This is a genomic window from Shewanella piezotolerans WP3 (assembly GCF_000014885.1).
Classification (GTDB): Bacteria; Pseudomonadota; Gammaproteobacteria; order Enterobacterales; family Shewanellaceae; genus Shewanella; species Shewanella piezotolerans.
This window is the reverse complement of the sequence record NC_011566.1, coordinates 1,045,100-1,061,084: the sequence shown is the minus strand read 5'-3', so window position 1 is coordinate 1,061,084 and position 15,985 is coordinate 1,045,100. Positions and strand designations below refer to the sequence as shown.

12 protein-coding genes are annotated in these 15,985 nt (G+C 43.8%); 2 read left to right on the top strand and 10 right to left on the bottom strand.

Annotation, left to right across the window (positions count from 1 at the left end):
- Nucleotides 1–45: 45 nt before the first annotated feature.
- The 10 genes from SWP_RS04630 to SWP_RS04585 all read right to left on the bottom strand — a co-directional run bounded on the left by SWP_RS04630 (nucleotide 46) and on the right by SWP_RS04585 (nucleotide 13,933).
- Nucleotides 46–1,551, bottom strand: coding sequence for an efflux transporter outer membrane subunit (locus SWP_RS04630; protein WP_020911227.1), 1,506 nt, complete (start codon nucleotides 1,549–1,551; stop codon nucleotides 46–48).
- Complete coding sequence (locus tag SWP_RS04625) at nucleotides 1,544–4,678, bottom strand: efflux RND transporter permease subunit (protein ID WP_020911226.1); 3,135 nt, start codon at nucleotides 4,676–4,678, stop codon at nucleotides 1,544–1,546. Before SWP_RS04625 ends, SWP_RS04630 begins: the two co-directional genes overlap by 8 nt.
- Complete coding sequence (locus SWP_RS04620; RefSeq protein ID WP_044555671.1) at nucleotides 4,678–5,904, bottom strand: efflux RND transporter periplasmic adaptor subunit; 1,227 nt, start codon at nucleotides 5,902–5,904, stop codon at nucleotides 4,678–4,680. Before SWP_RS04620 ends, SWP_RS04625 begins: the two co-directional genes overlap by 1 nt.
- 171 nt (nucleotides 5,905–6,075) lie before the next feature.
- Nucleotides 6,076–7,476 (bottom strand): sensor histidine kinase, encoded by a 1,401-nt coding sequence (locus SWP_RS04615; RefSeq protein ID WP_020911223.1) that lies wholly within the window; start codon nucleotides 7,474–7,476, stop codon nucleotides 6,076–6,078.
- Entirely contained in the window at nucleotides 7,460–8,872 is a 1,413-nt protein-coding gene (locus SWP_RS04610; RefSeq protein WP_020911222.1) for a sigma-54-dependent transcriptional regulator, read from the bottom strand. Before SWP_RS04610 ends, SWP_RS04615 begins: the two co-directional genes overlap by 17 nt.
- A 169-nt stretch (nucleotides 8,873–9,041) precedes the next feature.
- Nucleotides 9,042–10,253 carry an ABC transporter permease gene (locus SWP_RS04605; protein ID WP_020911221.1) on the bottom strand — a complete coding sequence of 404 codons (1,212 nt, stop codon included), beginning with the start codon at nucleotides 10,251–10,253 and terminating at the stop codon, nucleotides 9,042–9,044.
- A gap of 16 nt (nucleotides 10,254–10,269) precedes the next feature.
- Nucleotides 10,270–11,571 (bottom strand): ABC transporter permease, encoded by a 1,302-nt coding sequence (locus SWP_RS04600; protein ID WP_020911220.1) that lies wholly within the window; start codon nucleotides 11,569–11,571, stop codon nucleotides 10,270–10,272.
- Nucleotides 11,572–11,589: 18 nt separating this feature from the next.
- Nucleotides 11,590–12,351 carry an ABC transporter ATP-binding protein gene (locus SWP_RS04595; protein ID WP_020911219.1) on the bottom strand — a complete coding sequence of 254 codons (762 nt, stop codon included), beginning with the start codon at nucleotides 12,349–12,351 and terminating at the stop codon, nucleotides 11,590–11,592.
- Between the two features lie 31 nt (nucleotides 12,352–12,382).
- Nucleotides 12,383–12,643 (bottom strand): hypothetical protein, encoded by a 261-nt coding sequence (locus SWP_RS04590; protein ID WP_020911218.1) that lies wholly within the window; start codon nucleotides 12,641–12,643, stop codon nucleotides 12,383–12,385.
- A gap of 27 nt (nucleotides 12,644–12,670) precedes the next feature.
- Nucleotides 12,671–13,933, bottom strand: coding sequence for an efflux RND transporter periplasmic adaptor subunit (locus SWP_RS04585; RefSeq protein WP_020911217.1), 1,263 nt, complete (start codon nucleotides 13,931–13,933; stop codon nucleotides 12,671–12,673).
- 573 nt (nucleotides 13,934–14,506) lie between these two features.
- On the opposite strand from SWP_RS04585, the gene SWP_RS04580 reads away from it, so the two are divergent.
- Entirely contained in the window at nucleotides 14,507–14,686 is a 180-nt protein-coding gene (locus SWP_RS04580) for a hypothetical protein (RefSeq protein ID WP_044555670.1), read from the top strand.
- A 78-nt stretch (nucleotides 14,687–14,764) separates the two neighbouring features.
- Nucleotides 14,765–15,982 (top strand): radical SAM protein, encoded by a 1,218-nt coding sequence (locus tag SWP_RS04575; protein WP_020911215.1) that lies wholly within the window; start codon nucleotides 14,765–14,767, stop codon nucleotides 15,980–15,982.
- The last annotated feature ends 3 nt before the right edge of the window (nucleotides 15,983–15,985 follow it).

The window sequence follows — 15,985 nt, the reverse complement described above, 5'->3', positions numbered from 1 at the left end:
ATCAACAGCCCCTAAAAATAACAGCTTTTAAATCTTGCGGTATAGTTACTCTTGCTCTAGTTCAGCTTGCATCTCTGCACTTGTCAGCACGCCGCCACCTAGAGCGCGATACAAAGTGATCATTGATAATAATCGATCGCGTTTTACCTGGCTTAACGTCAACTGTGCACTGAACAAATTACGCTGGGCATCCATCAAGTCTAATGAACTTGACACACCATTGCGGTACCGCAACATAGCTAAGCGAGTATATTCTGTTGATGCTTCAACCAACTCTTGTTGTGCTTCAATTGCTAATTCTGAACGCCTAAAACTGTTCATTGCATCATTAACTTCAAAGTAGGCTGCCAGTACCGTACTCCTATAGCTGAGCATTGCTTGCTTTGCCTCTTCCTTGGCAACATCATATTGCGCAGAAATCTTACCAGAGTTGAATATTGGGGCGGTTATGCCGGCTAAGAGTGACCAAGTTACCCCCTCACTATCAAAGATATCACTGAGGCTTTCAGACTCTGAACCATAACTGCCGCTGATGGTGAACTTTGGGAAAAATGCCGTCTTAGCAACACCAACATTGGCATTGGCAGCCACAAGGGCTTGCTCTGCAGTTTTAACATCAGGACGTTGCGATAGCATTTGCGAAGGTATGCCAACTGCAAATGAGTCTGGGAACAGTGGGCCTTCAGCTTTTAACTGCGCTTCTGTTTTAGGCGTTAGTGGGTACTTAAACTCCCCTAATAGGATCCGTAACTGATTGGCCTTCTCACTGCGCTCATAATCGAGATCGGGCAATGTGACTTTGGCACTTTGATACTCCACTTCAGCTTGTCTGACTTGCAAGCCGGATATCACACCATTTTGCTTACGCAACCTCGCCAGATCTCGCTCCTTTTTACGCAGCTGTGCGGTATTAAGCGAAATTTGGTATCGCTGCTCAATATCGAGCCATTCATAGTAGCGACTAGCCACATCGCTAATGAGACTGATAGTGGCTAGATTAAGCGCCTCTTGAGATGAGATAAAGTTTGCAAACTCAGCTTCACTGCGGCGACGATTCGCGCCCCAAAGATCCAGCTCCCATGAAACCGTACCAGCAACATAAAAAGTATCTTCTTTTACAGGGTCTGTACTGGTTAATGCGCTATCTAGCGCCCGCTCACCACTAGCATTTAAGCCTACTACTGGAAATAAGTCAGCATCGGTCACAGTGACGTTAGCTCTAGCGGCTAATAGCCTTGAACGAACCCCTTCTAAGTCAAGATTTTGATCGAGAGCATGTTCAATAAGGAGTTGTAACTCAGGATCAAGATAAAACTCGCGCCAATGTTTAAGCCCTGCATTCAGGCCTTCAGTTTGTTGCAGCTCCTCTAGATATTGCTCGGGAATATCGATGTCAGGTCTTTGGTAGTCAGGCCCCATAGCGCAGCCAGCAATAAATAGAACGCCAGAGACGGTACTCAATGCAATTCCCTTGAGTTTAAACGCTTTCAAATAGGCTGACAGTAAGTTACCTGCCACTGCACTCTGCCATTGCTTGGTTAAATTAGGCATGAGTAGCAACCTCCGCGGTAACCGCTTTGTCGCTGATTTTGGATCGTACCCAGCCTGCGGTCGTCACAAAAAAGAGAGGAACCAATACAATGCCAACAGTCGTCGCGAATATCATCCCACAAAGAATCGGGATAGAGATGCTTTGTCTACTAACCGCACCAGGACCGACAGAGAGTACCAGTGGCAGCACCCCAAGAATGAAAGCTAGCGAGGTCATTAAAATTGGCCTAAAGCGCATATTGGCAGCCTCAATTGCAGAGTCTAAGCGACTCTTACCCTCTTGATGTAACTGATTGGCAAACTCAACAATCAAAATTGAGTTCTTAGCAGCCATGCCGATAAGTGCGATAAAGGCAACTTGGAAAAAGAGATTACTCTCCATTCCGCTAATGAGGGTCCCCAGTGAGGCACCTAACATGGCAATAGGTGCGATAAGCAACACTGCAATCGGTAAAGTCCAACTTTCATAAAGTGCCGCCAAAAAAAGAAAGACAAACAGCATCGCAAGGGTCACTGCAATGGCAGTTTGGTTGGCCGACTGAACCTCTTGGTAGGTTATACCCGTCCACTCATAGCTAAATTCATCAGGCAGCATTGGTTTAGCCACACGTTCGATCGCTTTGATAACATCGCCCGAAGCATAACCAGACGCAGGAGAAGCATTGATCGAGGCACTGGTGAACATATTGTAATGAGTGATTGATGCGGGTCCGACAGAGTAATCATATTTGGCCATAACACCAATAGGCACCATAGCTCCAGACGCAGAGCGGACATGATAATCCTCAATTTGATCTGGAAATTGCCTAAACTGATCTTCTGCTTGTACTTTTACACGATATACACGGCCAAAAAGGTTAAAGTCATTGACCGTCGATGAGTCTGTGAAGGTTTTAATTGTGCCATAAATATCGGCCACCTTAACCCCAATTGCCATCGCTTTCGCTTCATCAACGCTCAAATGCAGTTTTGGGATCGCCGATTGTAATGACAATCCAGCAGTGGCGATTTCTGGCTGTAATTTAAGGGCTTCCACCAGCTCGTCAGCCGTTTCCATTAATCCTTTAAAGTTGCTACCAGAGGTATCTTGCAGCTCCATTTCAACACCAGAGCCATTTCCTAGACCCGGTACAGCTGAGGGCAAGTAAATTTTAAATTCGGCCTCTAGTACATCATGTAAATCCTGCTTAATATCATTCATCACTTTTTGTACCGTGGCATCATTTTCGGCGCGTTCAGACCAAGGCTTAAGGATAATCTCAAACTGGCCATTAGCTTGATTTGAGCCAGAGCGCCTATTTTCGCCCGCTAAGGTAAATGAGTACGCTACCGCAGGGTGAGCAAGCACTATCGCTTCAGCTTTTTTAAGCACATCTTGAGTACGATTAACGGTAGCGCCATTAGGTAATGACGCATCAATAAAGAATCGCCCTTGATCTTCATCCGGCATAAAGCTCGACGGTAAAGAGCTCATGATCAGATACACGCCGCCCACCATCAGTGCAAACATTAAGTAACTGCGTTTTGCATGCTTATTGGTCAATACAACTAATCCCACATACTTGCTAGTTAACGTGTCTAAGCGGTCATTAATCCATTTGAAAAGGCCTGACGTTGCTTTGTCATCGGGTTTAAGTAATAGCGCACATAATGCTGGAGATAGCGTCAGTGCAACCACGGTAGAAATCAGTACCGCAACCGTGATGGCAACGGCAAACTCACGGTACATGATACCGGTGATCCCAGATAAGAAAGAGACGGGCACAAATACAGCGGCAAGCACTAAACTGGTTGCGACCAGTGCCCCAGAAAGCTCCTTCATCGCGACCTTAGTTGCCTCTGCGGGACTTAACCCATTTTCATGCATTAGCCGTTCAACATTTTCAACGACGACAATAGCATCATCAACAACGATACCGATAGCCAGTACTAGCGCTAATAAACTGACAGTATTGATGGTAAAGCCAAAGGCTAGCATTGCCGCTAAGGTACCAATTAACGAAACTGGCACTGCAATGGTTGGTATTAAGGTGGCCCGAAGATTTTGTAGAAACAGAAATACTACAACGATTACCAGCACCAATGCTTCAATCAGTGTTTTAACGACCTCCTCGATAGAGTTCTCGATAAATACTGAGGCATCAAAAAAGACTTCCCAATTCATCCCTTGAGGGAATTTTTGTGACAATTTAGCCATCTCAGCTTTGACTTTTTTCGTGACTTCGAGCGCATTAGCACCTGGCAATAAATACACCTGTAAAATAGTCGCATTATTACCATTAAGCTGAGATTGTAGAGTGTAAGCTGATGAACCTAGTTCAACTTTCGCAATATCACGCAGACGTATTATTGAGCCATCAGAGTTTGCCCGCACAATAATTTCGTTAAACTGCGGTACACTGCTCATCCGCCCAGCGGCGGTGATAGGTAAGGTCATACTTAAGGTGTCAGCATTAGGTTGTGAGCCGATGCTGCCAGCGGGTGACTCTTTGTTTTGAGCTTTAATTGCGTCAATGACATCAGTCGTTGTCAGCCCGTAGCCCGCCATAGTATCTGGATTTAACCAGATTCTCATTGAGTAGCTACGCGCACCAGTATTTCGAACACGGCCAACACCAGGAATTCGCTTTAATGCAGACTGAATATTTATGGTGGCATAATTACTGAGGTATATCTCATCATACCGTTCATCTTCGGAGGTAAGCGCTAACTTAAGTAACTCTACGGAAGCCTCTTTAGACACTGATACACCTTCGGTTTGTACATCGATGGGTAAGCTTCCAGTTGCTTGCTGGGTAGAGTTTTGTGCATCAACCGCAGCAAGGTCAGGGTTTGTGCCAACATCAAAGGTAATCGTAACATTTGAACTACCAGAGTTAGTGCTCTTGGAGCTCATGTAGATCATATTTGGCAACCCATTTAGCTCTTGCTCTAACGGCGTGGCCACAGATTCCGCAGCTGTGGTTGATGTCGCTCCGGGATAGGATGCTGATATTTTGACCTGAGGTGGGGTGATATAGGGATATTGATCAATGGGTAATTGGAACATCGAGATCAGTCCTAGCAGCACGATGACAATAGAGATCACACAGGCAAAAACTGGGCGATTAACAAAATAATGTGCCATTAGTTTTCCTCCTGTTCCTGCTCTAGCTCTTGCTGTTTTAACGCTTGCTCTTTCTGCTTAATATCCTCTTTCAAATAGTACTGCTCAGCGGTTAACGGTTCAGCAAGCTGTCCATGGCGCACTCGATGCATGCCTTCAACAATAACCAATTCCCCAGCTTTTAATCCGCTTTTAACCACCACCCCCATTTCCACTTGATGCTTTACCACAATAAAGCGACGCTCCACTTTATTATTGGGTAGCACCACCATCACATAGACGCCCCCCTGCTCGACTTGAGTCGCTTTGTTTGGAATAACTATCGCATCATCGACTTCACTGAGCTTAATTCGGACATTGGTATATTGACCTGGTAGCAGCTCTTTATCTGGGTTGGGCAGCTCAGCTCTAACTTGGAAGGTGCCTGTTTCGGGATTGACTGAAGGGTCTGTAAAACCCACATCCCCCAAATAGCGGTACTCGCTGTCATCAGGCAAGGTAATGGTGACGAAGCCCTCTACGGCCTTCCCTTCAGACTCTGCAGCTTGCTGCTCTTTATAACTGGTCATGCGGCGACGAGCGTTAAGGTAATCGAGTGCCGACATATTGAAAGTGACATAGATCGGGTCAACTTGCTTAACTCGGGTTAATAATGATTGGCCACTGCTACCAACCAGCGCGCCGATATCAACTTCAGAGCGGCTCACTAAGCCACTAATGGGGGATTTAATCTCGGTATAACTGAGTTCAAGCTTTGCCTCTTCAAGCTCAGCTTTACTGGCTGCAACACTCGATTTGGCTTGGGAAAGAATAGATAGTGCGTTATCAAAATCTAACTGGCTGGCCGCATCCTGCTCATACAATGGCTTTAAACGCTCGACATCTCGTTGCGCCTTTTCAAGTGCAGACTGCTGCGACTCAACATTAGCGCTTAAGCGATTGACTACTGCCACATAGGGACGATTATCGATACGATAAAGTTGTGCTCCCTCTTTTACGGCGCTGCCTTCAATAAAGCTCTTATTTTCAACAAAACCATCAACCCGAGCTCTCACTTCAACATCCAGCGATGCTTTGGTGACACCAACATAGTTGCCATACAGCGGCACGGTTGCAGTCGACACTTTCTCAACAACAACCAGTTTAGGAGTAATTTTAACTGGCTCTTTTTCGCATGCCGTAATCAGTGCCGCAGATGAAAACAACAACGCTAACTTTAGTACTGTGCAGTTGAGGTAGTTTGGCATAGGTTCGTCCCGGAATCTGTTGCTTACGCTTAGATGCTTGCAAATTCAATGAAATGTAACTGAATTTGAAACAGTTATTATTGTAATCACGATGTTACCTCAGTGTAGATTCTAAGGGTCAACAACAGCAATAGCTAACTTGATTTAATTCACATCCAATACTGAAAACGCCTATTTCGGCACCCATAACCTGACACTCAGACCTTTACCGTCACGGTTTTGCAGGCTTATCCGACCGTCATGAGCTTCGATTATTTCACGGCACAATGGTAGTCCTAACCCGGTGCCAGATTGCTTGGTAGAATAGAAAGGCAGTAGTGCTTGACGAAGTACTTCTGGCGGCATCCCAGAGCCTTGATCCTTGACTTCAATATAAATTCCTTCAGTGCCATCTGCCAGGGTAGTATCAACAATCGACAAGCTAATGCTGTCAGCTGCAGCGCCTGATTCATGGGCATTTTTCAAAAGGTTTAGTAACACCTGCTCCATCTGGATCAAGTCGAACTCTACCGTGGAACTTGGCAACTCATTTTCAAGGAAGAATCTGTAGTGTTGCTGCAGTTGTTCAGTTAATTTATGCCAATCGACCTGACTCTTTTTTGGCACGGGTAGCTTGGCGAAACGCGCATAATCAAAGATAAACTGACTTAAGTGACTGGTTCTATCTTCAATAGTATCAAAAATCAGCTTTAACTTAGGATCATCAAGATCTTTGGTGAGCATTCGCCCTGAGTTCACCATCGAAGCGATTGGCGCCACTGAATTGTTCAGCTCGTGGCTAATAATGCGGATCACCTTCTTCCACACCGCCACTTCTTGACGGTTGAGCTCCCGTGTCATCTGCTTAAGTAAAATAAGGTGATGGTACTGACCATTTAACAAGAACTGCCCCCGTGAAAGATGCCATGTTTCAGGCTCTCCTTCACCGTTAGAATCACTCTCCTTGGCACTTAGCGAGAACAAACCATCTTTAGGGTTTGCAAGTGCAGCGCTTAATTCATCAGCCACTTGCTCGATAAGTTCGTCAAGCTCAATACCTTCAATCCTAAGCCCTTGGTTAAACAGGTGTCTTGCAGCATCATTGGCGTAAATAACTCGTTGCTCATCATCTAGCAGCAACATCACATTGGGTGAACTTTGAATGACTTTATCCAGCAGCAGCTCACGTTGATAAATATATTGGCGCTCTTTCCTCAATGCTTCAGCTGACTCATTAAACAGTACGGCTAATGCTTGTAACTGTTTGTCTCCTCCTACAGGCAAGCTCACGCTAAAATCATTATCTTTAAAATTCAACAAGCCAACTTCAAGTGCCATTAAACTTGTGGCTAAATGACGAGTAAATAAGTAACTCACCGCAATAGCAATACAGATAGATAGGCCAAAAATAATTAGCAGCAGCAAACTAAATTGTTTAACAATCGTTTGTGATACAGCCGGTTCTGCAAACCATAATAATAAACTCAGCGATAGCATGAGTCCCACAGCCGTTGCCAACCCACTGCCAATAACCAATTTAGTACGTAGAGAAATACCACTTATGCGGCTACTTGGTTTATTTTTCAATGCCATATTTTTCCATGCGTCGATAGAGTGCTTGTCTGCTTAAGCCCAGTGATTTAGCTACTCGTGCAATCACCCCTTTATGGTTATCTAACGCTGCTTGAATATTGGCTAACTCATCAATCGATGAGTTAGCATCTTGAGCGCTTACCTCTACCGATGTGGATTGGGGCTTGATTATCGCTTGCACGGAAATAGTCTGAACATCGGTTTGTGGACTAGCGGTAACGTCTAAGTCAATCAGGCCAAAATCATCAGCAATCAAGTTATTACTCTGGGCTAGAATCACCGCACGTTTACAGGCGTTTTCAAGCTCGCGTACATTACCAGGCCAGTGATGCGCCTCTAGTGATCGCTGTGTATGCTTACTCAATGAGAACTCAGTTCCGACAAAGTGGTTCACCAGCGGGATAACATCATCTTTTCGCTCACAAAGCGCGGGCAGCGCCAATTCAATCACATTGAGCCGATAAAACAGATCTTCTCGAAAGCGGCTTGCTTGAATTTCATGAATCAAATCAGCGTTAGTTGCACTAATTACCCTAACATTTACCTTACGAGTCTGATGACTACCAAGACGCTCAAACTCACCAGTTTGCAGCACCCTCAGTAACTTAACTTGACCAGATAATGGCAGGTTGCCAATTTCGTCTAAAAATAGCGTGCCGCCATCAGCGGCCTCAAAGCGACCAATACGGGACTTGGTCGCGCCAGTGAAGGCTCCCGCCTCGGCGCCAAATAATTCAGCCTCTAATAACTCCATCGGCAAGGCACCAATATTGACCTTAATAAATGGCTTATGTTTTAGATTGGAGTTAGCGTGAATGATATCAGCCAACTTATCTTTGCCTGCACCATTGGGACCAGTAACCAGCACCGATACATCGCTGCGAGCTATCTGCAAGGCTAAATCAACACAACGCTGCATGGCGCCGCTGTTAAACACAATGCCACAAAGGTCAGCATCTTTTATCGCTGCCATTCGCTGGTTTTCGACTCGTGCAAGCTTGGCATTTGCCTTTGTTAAGGTGTGAAGTGAGATTAAATTACCAATACTGGTTAACAGCTTAGTATCATCCCAAGGCTTGCCCATGTAATCGGCCGCGCCCTCTTTTACCAACTCGACGGCGACTTCAAGCTGAGTCCATGCAGTGAGCAAAACAATCGGTAACTGTGGTTGCAGCGCTCTTAAGGCATAGAATAGCGATACGCCCTCCTCACCCGAGGTGGTATCTTGGGTGAAATTCATATCTTGTACAACAAGTGCAATATCATGCAGTTGCACTAACTCCACAGCCACATCTGGTGACAAGCAAGTCAGTGTTTGATAGCCATGCAATTCCAGCATCAGCGATAAAGCACTGCATACCGCTTGGTTATCATCAACGATGAGAATCGTTTCCATAGTTTCTTTTTTATAATCTGTGTATAAGGCTTGCCTAAAACTAACGCAAAGCGAAACAGAGATAAAGCGATTAACTTTTCAATCAATAGTTTATCTTAAATCACTTAAAAGATTGAAACGGCTTGGGATCACAATCAAGCCGCTTCAAACCATATATTAGCGATAAGAGTTAGACACTTCGTGTGGCGATTGCAGGAGATATTTTGGCAGCTTTACGGGCAGGCAAAATCACTGCTATGGTCGTTAGCACTAGAAGACCTGCAACCGTAATAATGGGATAGATAAGCTCAAGCTTTGGCAAACTATAAAGCGTCATCAACTGCTGGCCAAGCTGCACAGCAATTAGGCCACCTAAACCACCGCCAATTAGACATAACAGGTAGTTTTCAACTAAGAAGAAACTCACAATATCGCGCTTTTTAGCCCCTAATGCTCGACGGGTGCCTATCTGTTTAGTGCGGCGCTCAATATTAAACATCACCATACCGGCAAGACCAAGCGAAGTAATAAGCAGCAACAATACCACCATCAGCGACAGCACTGACGCCATCAGTTCATGATTACGATACACACTAATACGATGCTCACTGATAGTGGTAAAGTCAGTCACTACGCGATTAGGGTGCTCTTTATGCAACGCTGCGGGTATCGACTCTTTTAGCCCTGCAATCGCTGCTTCATCTGCTCTTACCAAGATGCGATTAAAGGCATTGTTTAGCTCAACATTCAAAATAACGCTACGGTTTAGGTTGCTGTTATCAACCCATGCGCTTTGCAAACGTTCAACTACACCTATAATTTTCATTGGTTGGTCGCCAATATTGCCGCGATACATAGTCTGTCCAACAGCCGGTTCATCACCAAAGGTCTCCTTGGCGAACTCTGCAGTAACTATCGCTAAACTCGCTAATTCAGAACCACCAATGTGAACCTCGTCAGGGTAAAAATTACGTCCTTCGATAAGGTTTAAGCCTAAGGTCGAGATAAACTGTTCATCGCTATAATACAGAGCAGCATTGGGGGTATCTTTACGATCTTCCTCACTGCTGCCATAGGAAAAGTTAGATGACCAACCACCGCCACTCAGTGGCGTCATACTCGTTGATACCGCCGCTTTAACCCCATCGAGCTGCCTAATAATCTCTAAATCGCGCAGATTTTGGCTTTCAGGCACTATGCTTTCGTCAAAGTTGTAGATACTAAAATCGAAAACCTCTGACTCAGCAACACCCGACTCCCGGCCAATTAAACCAATACGCTCACTAATAATAAAGCTGGCATTGGCCACGATGGCAACCGATAAAATAATTTGAATAAGCAACAATAACGGGCCGCTTTTATTGCGCATCAACATACTAACAATGGGTTTAATCTGAAACATGCTAAATTCCTTTCCGTTACTGGCTCTTAAGGTAAATACTTGGGTTAGTCGTACAGATACGCCAAGCGGGGTAGACCCCTGCAATAATGGCTGCAGATACAGCAATCACAGGAGCGATTAACCACATGCTTTGATCTAGCTGTGATAGAGATTCTGTGAGATCAAACTTCGAAGCCAACAATGACAGTGCACCCCATGCCCAAGCCAAGCCTAATACACCGCCACAAAAACCGATTAGCCCGACTTCAACCAAATGCTGAGAAAATATTTGCATTCTGCTGGCACCAATGGCTCGCCTAACTCCGACCTCCGGTGCACGCTTTAAAAACTTAGCTAACAACAAACCAAGCATGTTCACCAAACACACCACTAAAAACAGTACGCTTAGGCCCACCAGCACTTTATTGTCTTCTGGAACCACATTGTTAAACACCATCCAAGTCGCAACATCAGAGATTTCACCTCGAGCCTCTGGGTGCTTAAAGCGCCCTAACTGCTGTTGTTGCTCAACATAATTACCCAGCCACAGCTTATATTCTTGCTGCATAGCTGGTGTACTCAGCTCGGTCCAATATTGGACCCAATGCATTTCTGAATTTAGACGGTCGTTATAGTTTCTAATGTTTTCGTGACGCCAACTGTTGTTATTGCCCCAGCTATTAAACTCTTCAATTGGTGCTAAAGAGAAGGGTACAAAGATTTGCTCTGACTCGTTGAAAGCTCCATTATTCACATCGTAATACTTAGGACTTGGATTCCAATTTTTAATCACACCAACCACTTGGTAGGGCTTACGATCTAATATCAGTGTTTTGCCCACACTATTGGTGCCACCAAAAGCTTTAGTGTTAAGGTCTTCACTGATAACTACCTTATAGCCACCTTCGCTATCAACCTGCTTACTCCATGGACTACCGTATAAAAACGGCACGTCGAAGATAGCAAAAAAATCACTATCTGCTACACGAACACCTTCGAGAATTGGTGAAAAATTAACATCTTCGGTTTGCACCGCCAATCCCGTACGGAACATGGCGGTCTGCCTGATAGGCACTTCGCTTTTGCGCAGGTTTATCGCATCTTGGTAGGTTATTTGTTCACTAATATTTTGCCAAGTATCGGGATCTTGGCTCATCAACTGCACCGAAAATAGCTGTGATGAACGCTCTCCCGCAGGGTTTACAGATGCCATCTTGTAGATATTAAGCGTGGTAATGGTAATACCGATACCAATTGAGATCGCCAACACCATCAGCAATGACAGGAAAGGCGTTTTCTTAATGCTGCGCCAAGCAAGATCTAAGTAGTAAAAAAACATAGCTATCTCCTCAGACTCTTAAGCGACAGATGATGCGACAGAAATAACATCGGCAGCACCTTTATCTGGTGTCGACTGCCCCTGTGCTACACTCCCCTGTTCGCCTTGATACATGGTGAAATCGCACACTTGCCCATCGACAATTTGAATGTTGCGTTGTGCTCGGCGAGCAAGCTCTGCATCATGAGTCACCATGATAATGGTAGTGCCAGCCTTATTTATGTCCTCTAATAACTCCATTACTTGGCGCGCCATCAAACTGTCCAAGTTACCCGTTGGCTCATCCGCTAATAAGAAACGAGGTTCGCCAGCAAGCGCTCTGGCAATCGCCACGCGCTGTTGCTGTCCACCCGATAACTGTGTTGGGAGATGTTTCATTCTTGCGGCTAAACCAACCTGTTCCAACGCTCGCTCAACACGTATTTTGCGCTCCTTGGCATTAAAACCACGATAACGCAAAGGCACTTCAACATTCTCAGCCAAGTTAAGATCAGGGATTAAGTTAAATCCCTGAAAGATGAAACCAATTTTTTCGTTACGAATCGCAGCGCTCTTATTGTCACTTAAGTTTGAGATGTTCACACCATCAAGGAAAAAGTCGCCATGAGTAAAGCCTTCAAGTAAGCCTGCAATATTCAAAAACGTGGTTTTTCCCGACCCCGATGGTCCGGTAACCGCGACAAATTCGCCCTCCTCGACATTCAAATTGAAATCACGTAATGCGTGTGTTTCGACTAAGTCCGTTTTAAATACCTTGTTGATGTTCTTCATTGATAACATGGTGCATATTCCTTTAATTAAATGGGTTTACTTAACCTCTATTGAGGCTATTTAGTAACTGGTCAACTAAACAATTTATTATCGCCAGTACGACCTGGCTAATGTCGTCGCTGATATGAAGCGCGACATCTAAAATACTCGGTAAACTTTGTGAGGTCTCATAGCCTAATTCAATCAAATCTAGGCCAATAAATACCCACTCACTCGCACTGCCACTCGAGACTTGCACTGCGACTACGAGCATAAATAACGCCAATGTAGTCACTAACTGCGGGCACTTTAACTTAGTCATTTGTACACTCCCCAGTGGCTTTGAAAGCTAACGAACAAGAACTTCGGCGGCTTTCTTAAAGGGCTCTATACTTGATGTCACCCAGACATCGCCAACCTGACCGCCTTGGATCACTTCAATATGACTCATACTACGAGCACCTAATTGGATAGGTGTTTGAGTGGCGATATCACCGTTCATTACATACACCTCTTGACCGCCGCCACTAGTTACAAATGCACCACGTTTGACCATCAATACATTAGGACGATGTTCTAGCAATACTCTGGCTGATAAGCGCTGATTTTGGCGTAGGTGTAAACTATCATTCTGCTCGAATCGTACCCTTGCGGTCACTTCACGATTACGAACCTCTGGTGAGATTGAGGAAAGCTCTCCCATCAAGGTGATTGAACCAAAACTCAACTCAACCGCCATACCAAGACCGAGCTCGTCAGCGTAAGATTCAGGCACAGCTAACTCCGCTTCAAAAGCACTTAAATCCACGACGGTTAAAATAGGTTGGCTTTGGCCGATACGCGCTTTTTGCTCTGTTAACCAGTTACCGATAATGCCGCCCACTGGCGCGATAATATTAAGCGCGGCCACCTGGCGCTCAAGCTCTTTAACGACTAACGCTTGACGATCAACCTCTAGCGCAGTGTTTTTTAGCTCGAAAGTTAAGGTGTCTTTCATCAACTGAGCTTCTTGCCCTGCGTGGGCAAATAATAGTTTAGCCTTGTGTAAATCATCCTTACTCTTTTCAAAATCTATCTTGCTAATTAACTTCGATTGGATCAGTTGGTCACCACGCCGGCTCTCGCGGTCAGCGGCTTCTAAGTCTACTTTTGCCATGTCCAAGGTTTGCTGCGCTTTAAGTTGCTGTCTGCGGGCATCGAGGCGGGCACGTTCAAGTGAGCTTTTCATCCCTTCAAGCAACGCTTCTTGTTGCTTTAGGCTATTGGTCAATTTATGACTCTCAATCGTCGCAACAACATCACCTTGCTCAACCCGATCTCCTGGATTAGCAATTAAAGTTACGCTGCCTTGCTCAGGGCTATAAAGAACCGGAGCATTTGCCGCGACAATCTTACCTGTCGTTGGAATATCACGAATCAGTGTACCGCGCGCTAATGTGGCGAAACGCAGCTCAGAGCGTTTAATTGAAGTGGCAACGGAATCGCTACCTATGCTTGACCAAACTAGGCCAGAAACCAATAACGCTGCAATGCCTAGTATCAAAGGGCGTTTAGCCTTACTCACTTTGCTAACTTGCTTTATGGTGTCTTGTGCGCTGGTGTCCTGAATCATCTGCTATCCCTACTGTGTCCGCTGACTGTAAAACCTGTTCCAATGGTCTTATTAATACAAACTGCGTGCCAAAAACCAAAAAACCAATAATAACAAACACTAAGCCCTAATGAGTGAGTATTGATCGGTCAAAAGTGTCCGCGAACACACGATAAAAGTGTCCGCTCATCAATTTAAATGTCCGATATGGAGAAAGTGTCCGCACTGATAAGTGAATGATAATCACCTCAAAGCATTAGAAATTATGCAATATTGTTTCCATCAATTAACGATTCCAAAAAAAGTGAATTAGCAGCAAAACAAGAAAGTAGTATTTTTAGTAAAAAAATAGGAATTAAATACTAGTAACATAGAACTATCCAGGTTCATTTCCTCTCTATTTAGACAGACATAATATCTAATTACAAAAAATACGTAACACTTTAGAATGACAAACACTCAATGCGAACATTATCACAGACTTGATTTAAATATATTTAGAGTCGCAGCTCAACTTTACAATATAATATTTGTAACTATAGGATATATGGCCATTCAAAATGAATGGCCATTACTATTTTAAAAGGAAATAAAATGACGTTATCTCAAAAACTTTCTAAGCGCTTACAAAATACTAAACAAGTTGATACTCAAATAGTAGAAATTAAAGAAGCACATTTAGACATGATTAGCGGTGCTGGTGCTCATGGTTCAGCCCATGGCTCAGGACATGCTTCAGGCCACGCTTCAATTGGTGATAAAGGCGAAAATTAATATTAGAAAGTAATAATAGGTGCAGGACTTCCTGCACCTTTATAATTAAAAATATAGATTTTACTTTCAAGGAAAATAATGAAGAGCCCAACTAAAGGAATAGACATAGTTCTTAAAATATCAGAAAGATGTAACCTAGCATGTACTTACTGCTATTTTTTCTTTCAGGAAATGGATACATTCAAGGAAAACACCGCTGTAATAAAAATGAAAACGATTGATCAACTTGTAGAGTTTATCAACAAAGGCTACGATGAGCTCGGCATTCAATCAATTAATATTGGACTTCATGGCGGAGAGCCCTTACTTATAAAAAAAGAACACTTTTCAAGTATATGCAATAGATTAAGAGAAAATATCACCCCTGAAGTTCACGTGAACTTAATGTGCCAGACAAATGGAACATTGGTTGATTCAGAATGGATATCAATATTTGAACAACATAAGGTTAATGTCGGCGTTAGTATCGATGGCCCAAAACATATTAATGACAAATATAGAATAGACCACAACGGTAAAGGTAGCTACGATCAAACAGTAAGAGGAATTAAACTACTACAGCAAGCTCAAAAAGATAATAAAATACCAAGTACTGGTTCTCTTTGTGTGGCAAATGTAAAGTACAATGGTAAAGAACTAGTCAAACATATACATGAAGACATAGGGATTAACGACTTTGACCTGCTATTTCCTAGAGAAGGTCATGATAGCGATATAAAAGACCAACAAGATGATTGGAAAACCTATTACAAAGACATTATAGATTACTGGCTTAGCAAGAAAGACAGAAGCAACTTGAGAATATCTTCTCTAAACAAAATATTCAACGCGCTGATTTCCGAAGCAAGTGCAGAGGTGCTTGATGAACAAAAAAGTATGCAGCACAACATCATAAATATAAGTAGCGAGGGACAAATTGGAATAGATGACAATATATTATCCCTTGATAAAAGATTATTAGATAAGAATAAAACCATATTTAATACAAGTATGAAAGAGTTTATATCCAGCCCGATTTGGCAAGAACTAATTAAAGCTGTCGATACCAAACCACAAGCCTGTAAAGGTTGTGAATGGTATAGAACCTGCCGCTCAGGCGCACTATTCAATAGGTATCAAAAAAGCAATGGTTTCGACAACAATACAGTGTTTTGCGAGACCATGGACTACATCCACATTAGTATATCTGAAAAACTGGTGCAACATGGTCTAAAGGTTAGCGAGATAGCCAAAATCCTAGATACTCCCCCCCAATTTTTAGCAAAAGACGGGATTAATAGTAACGTCTTAGCTTAATAG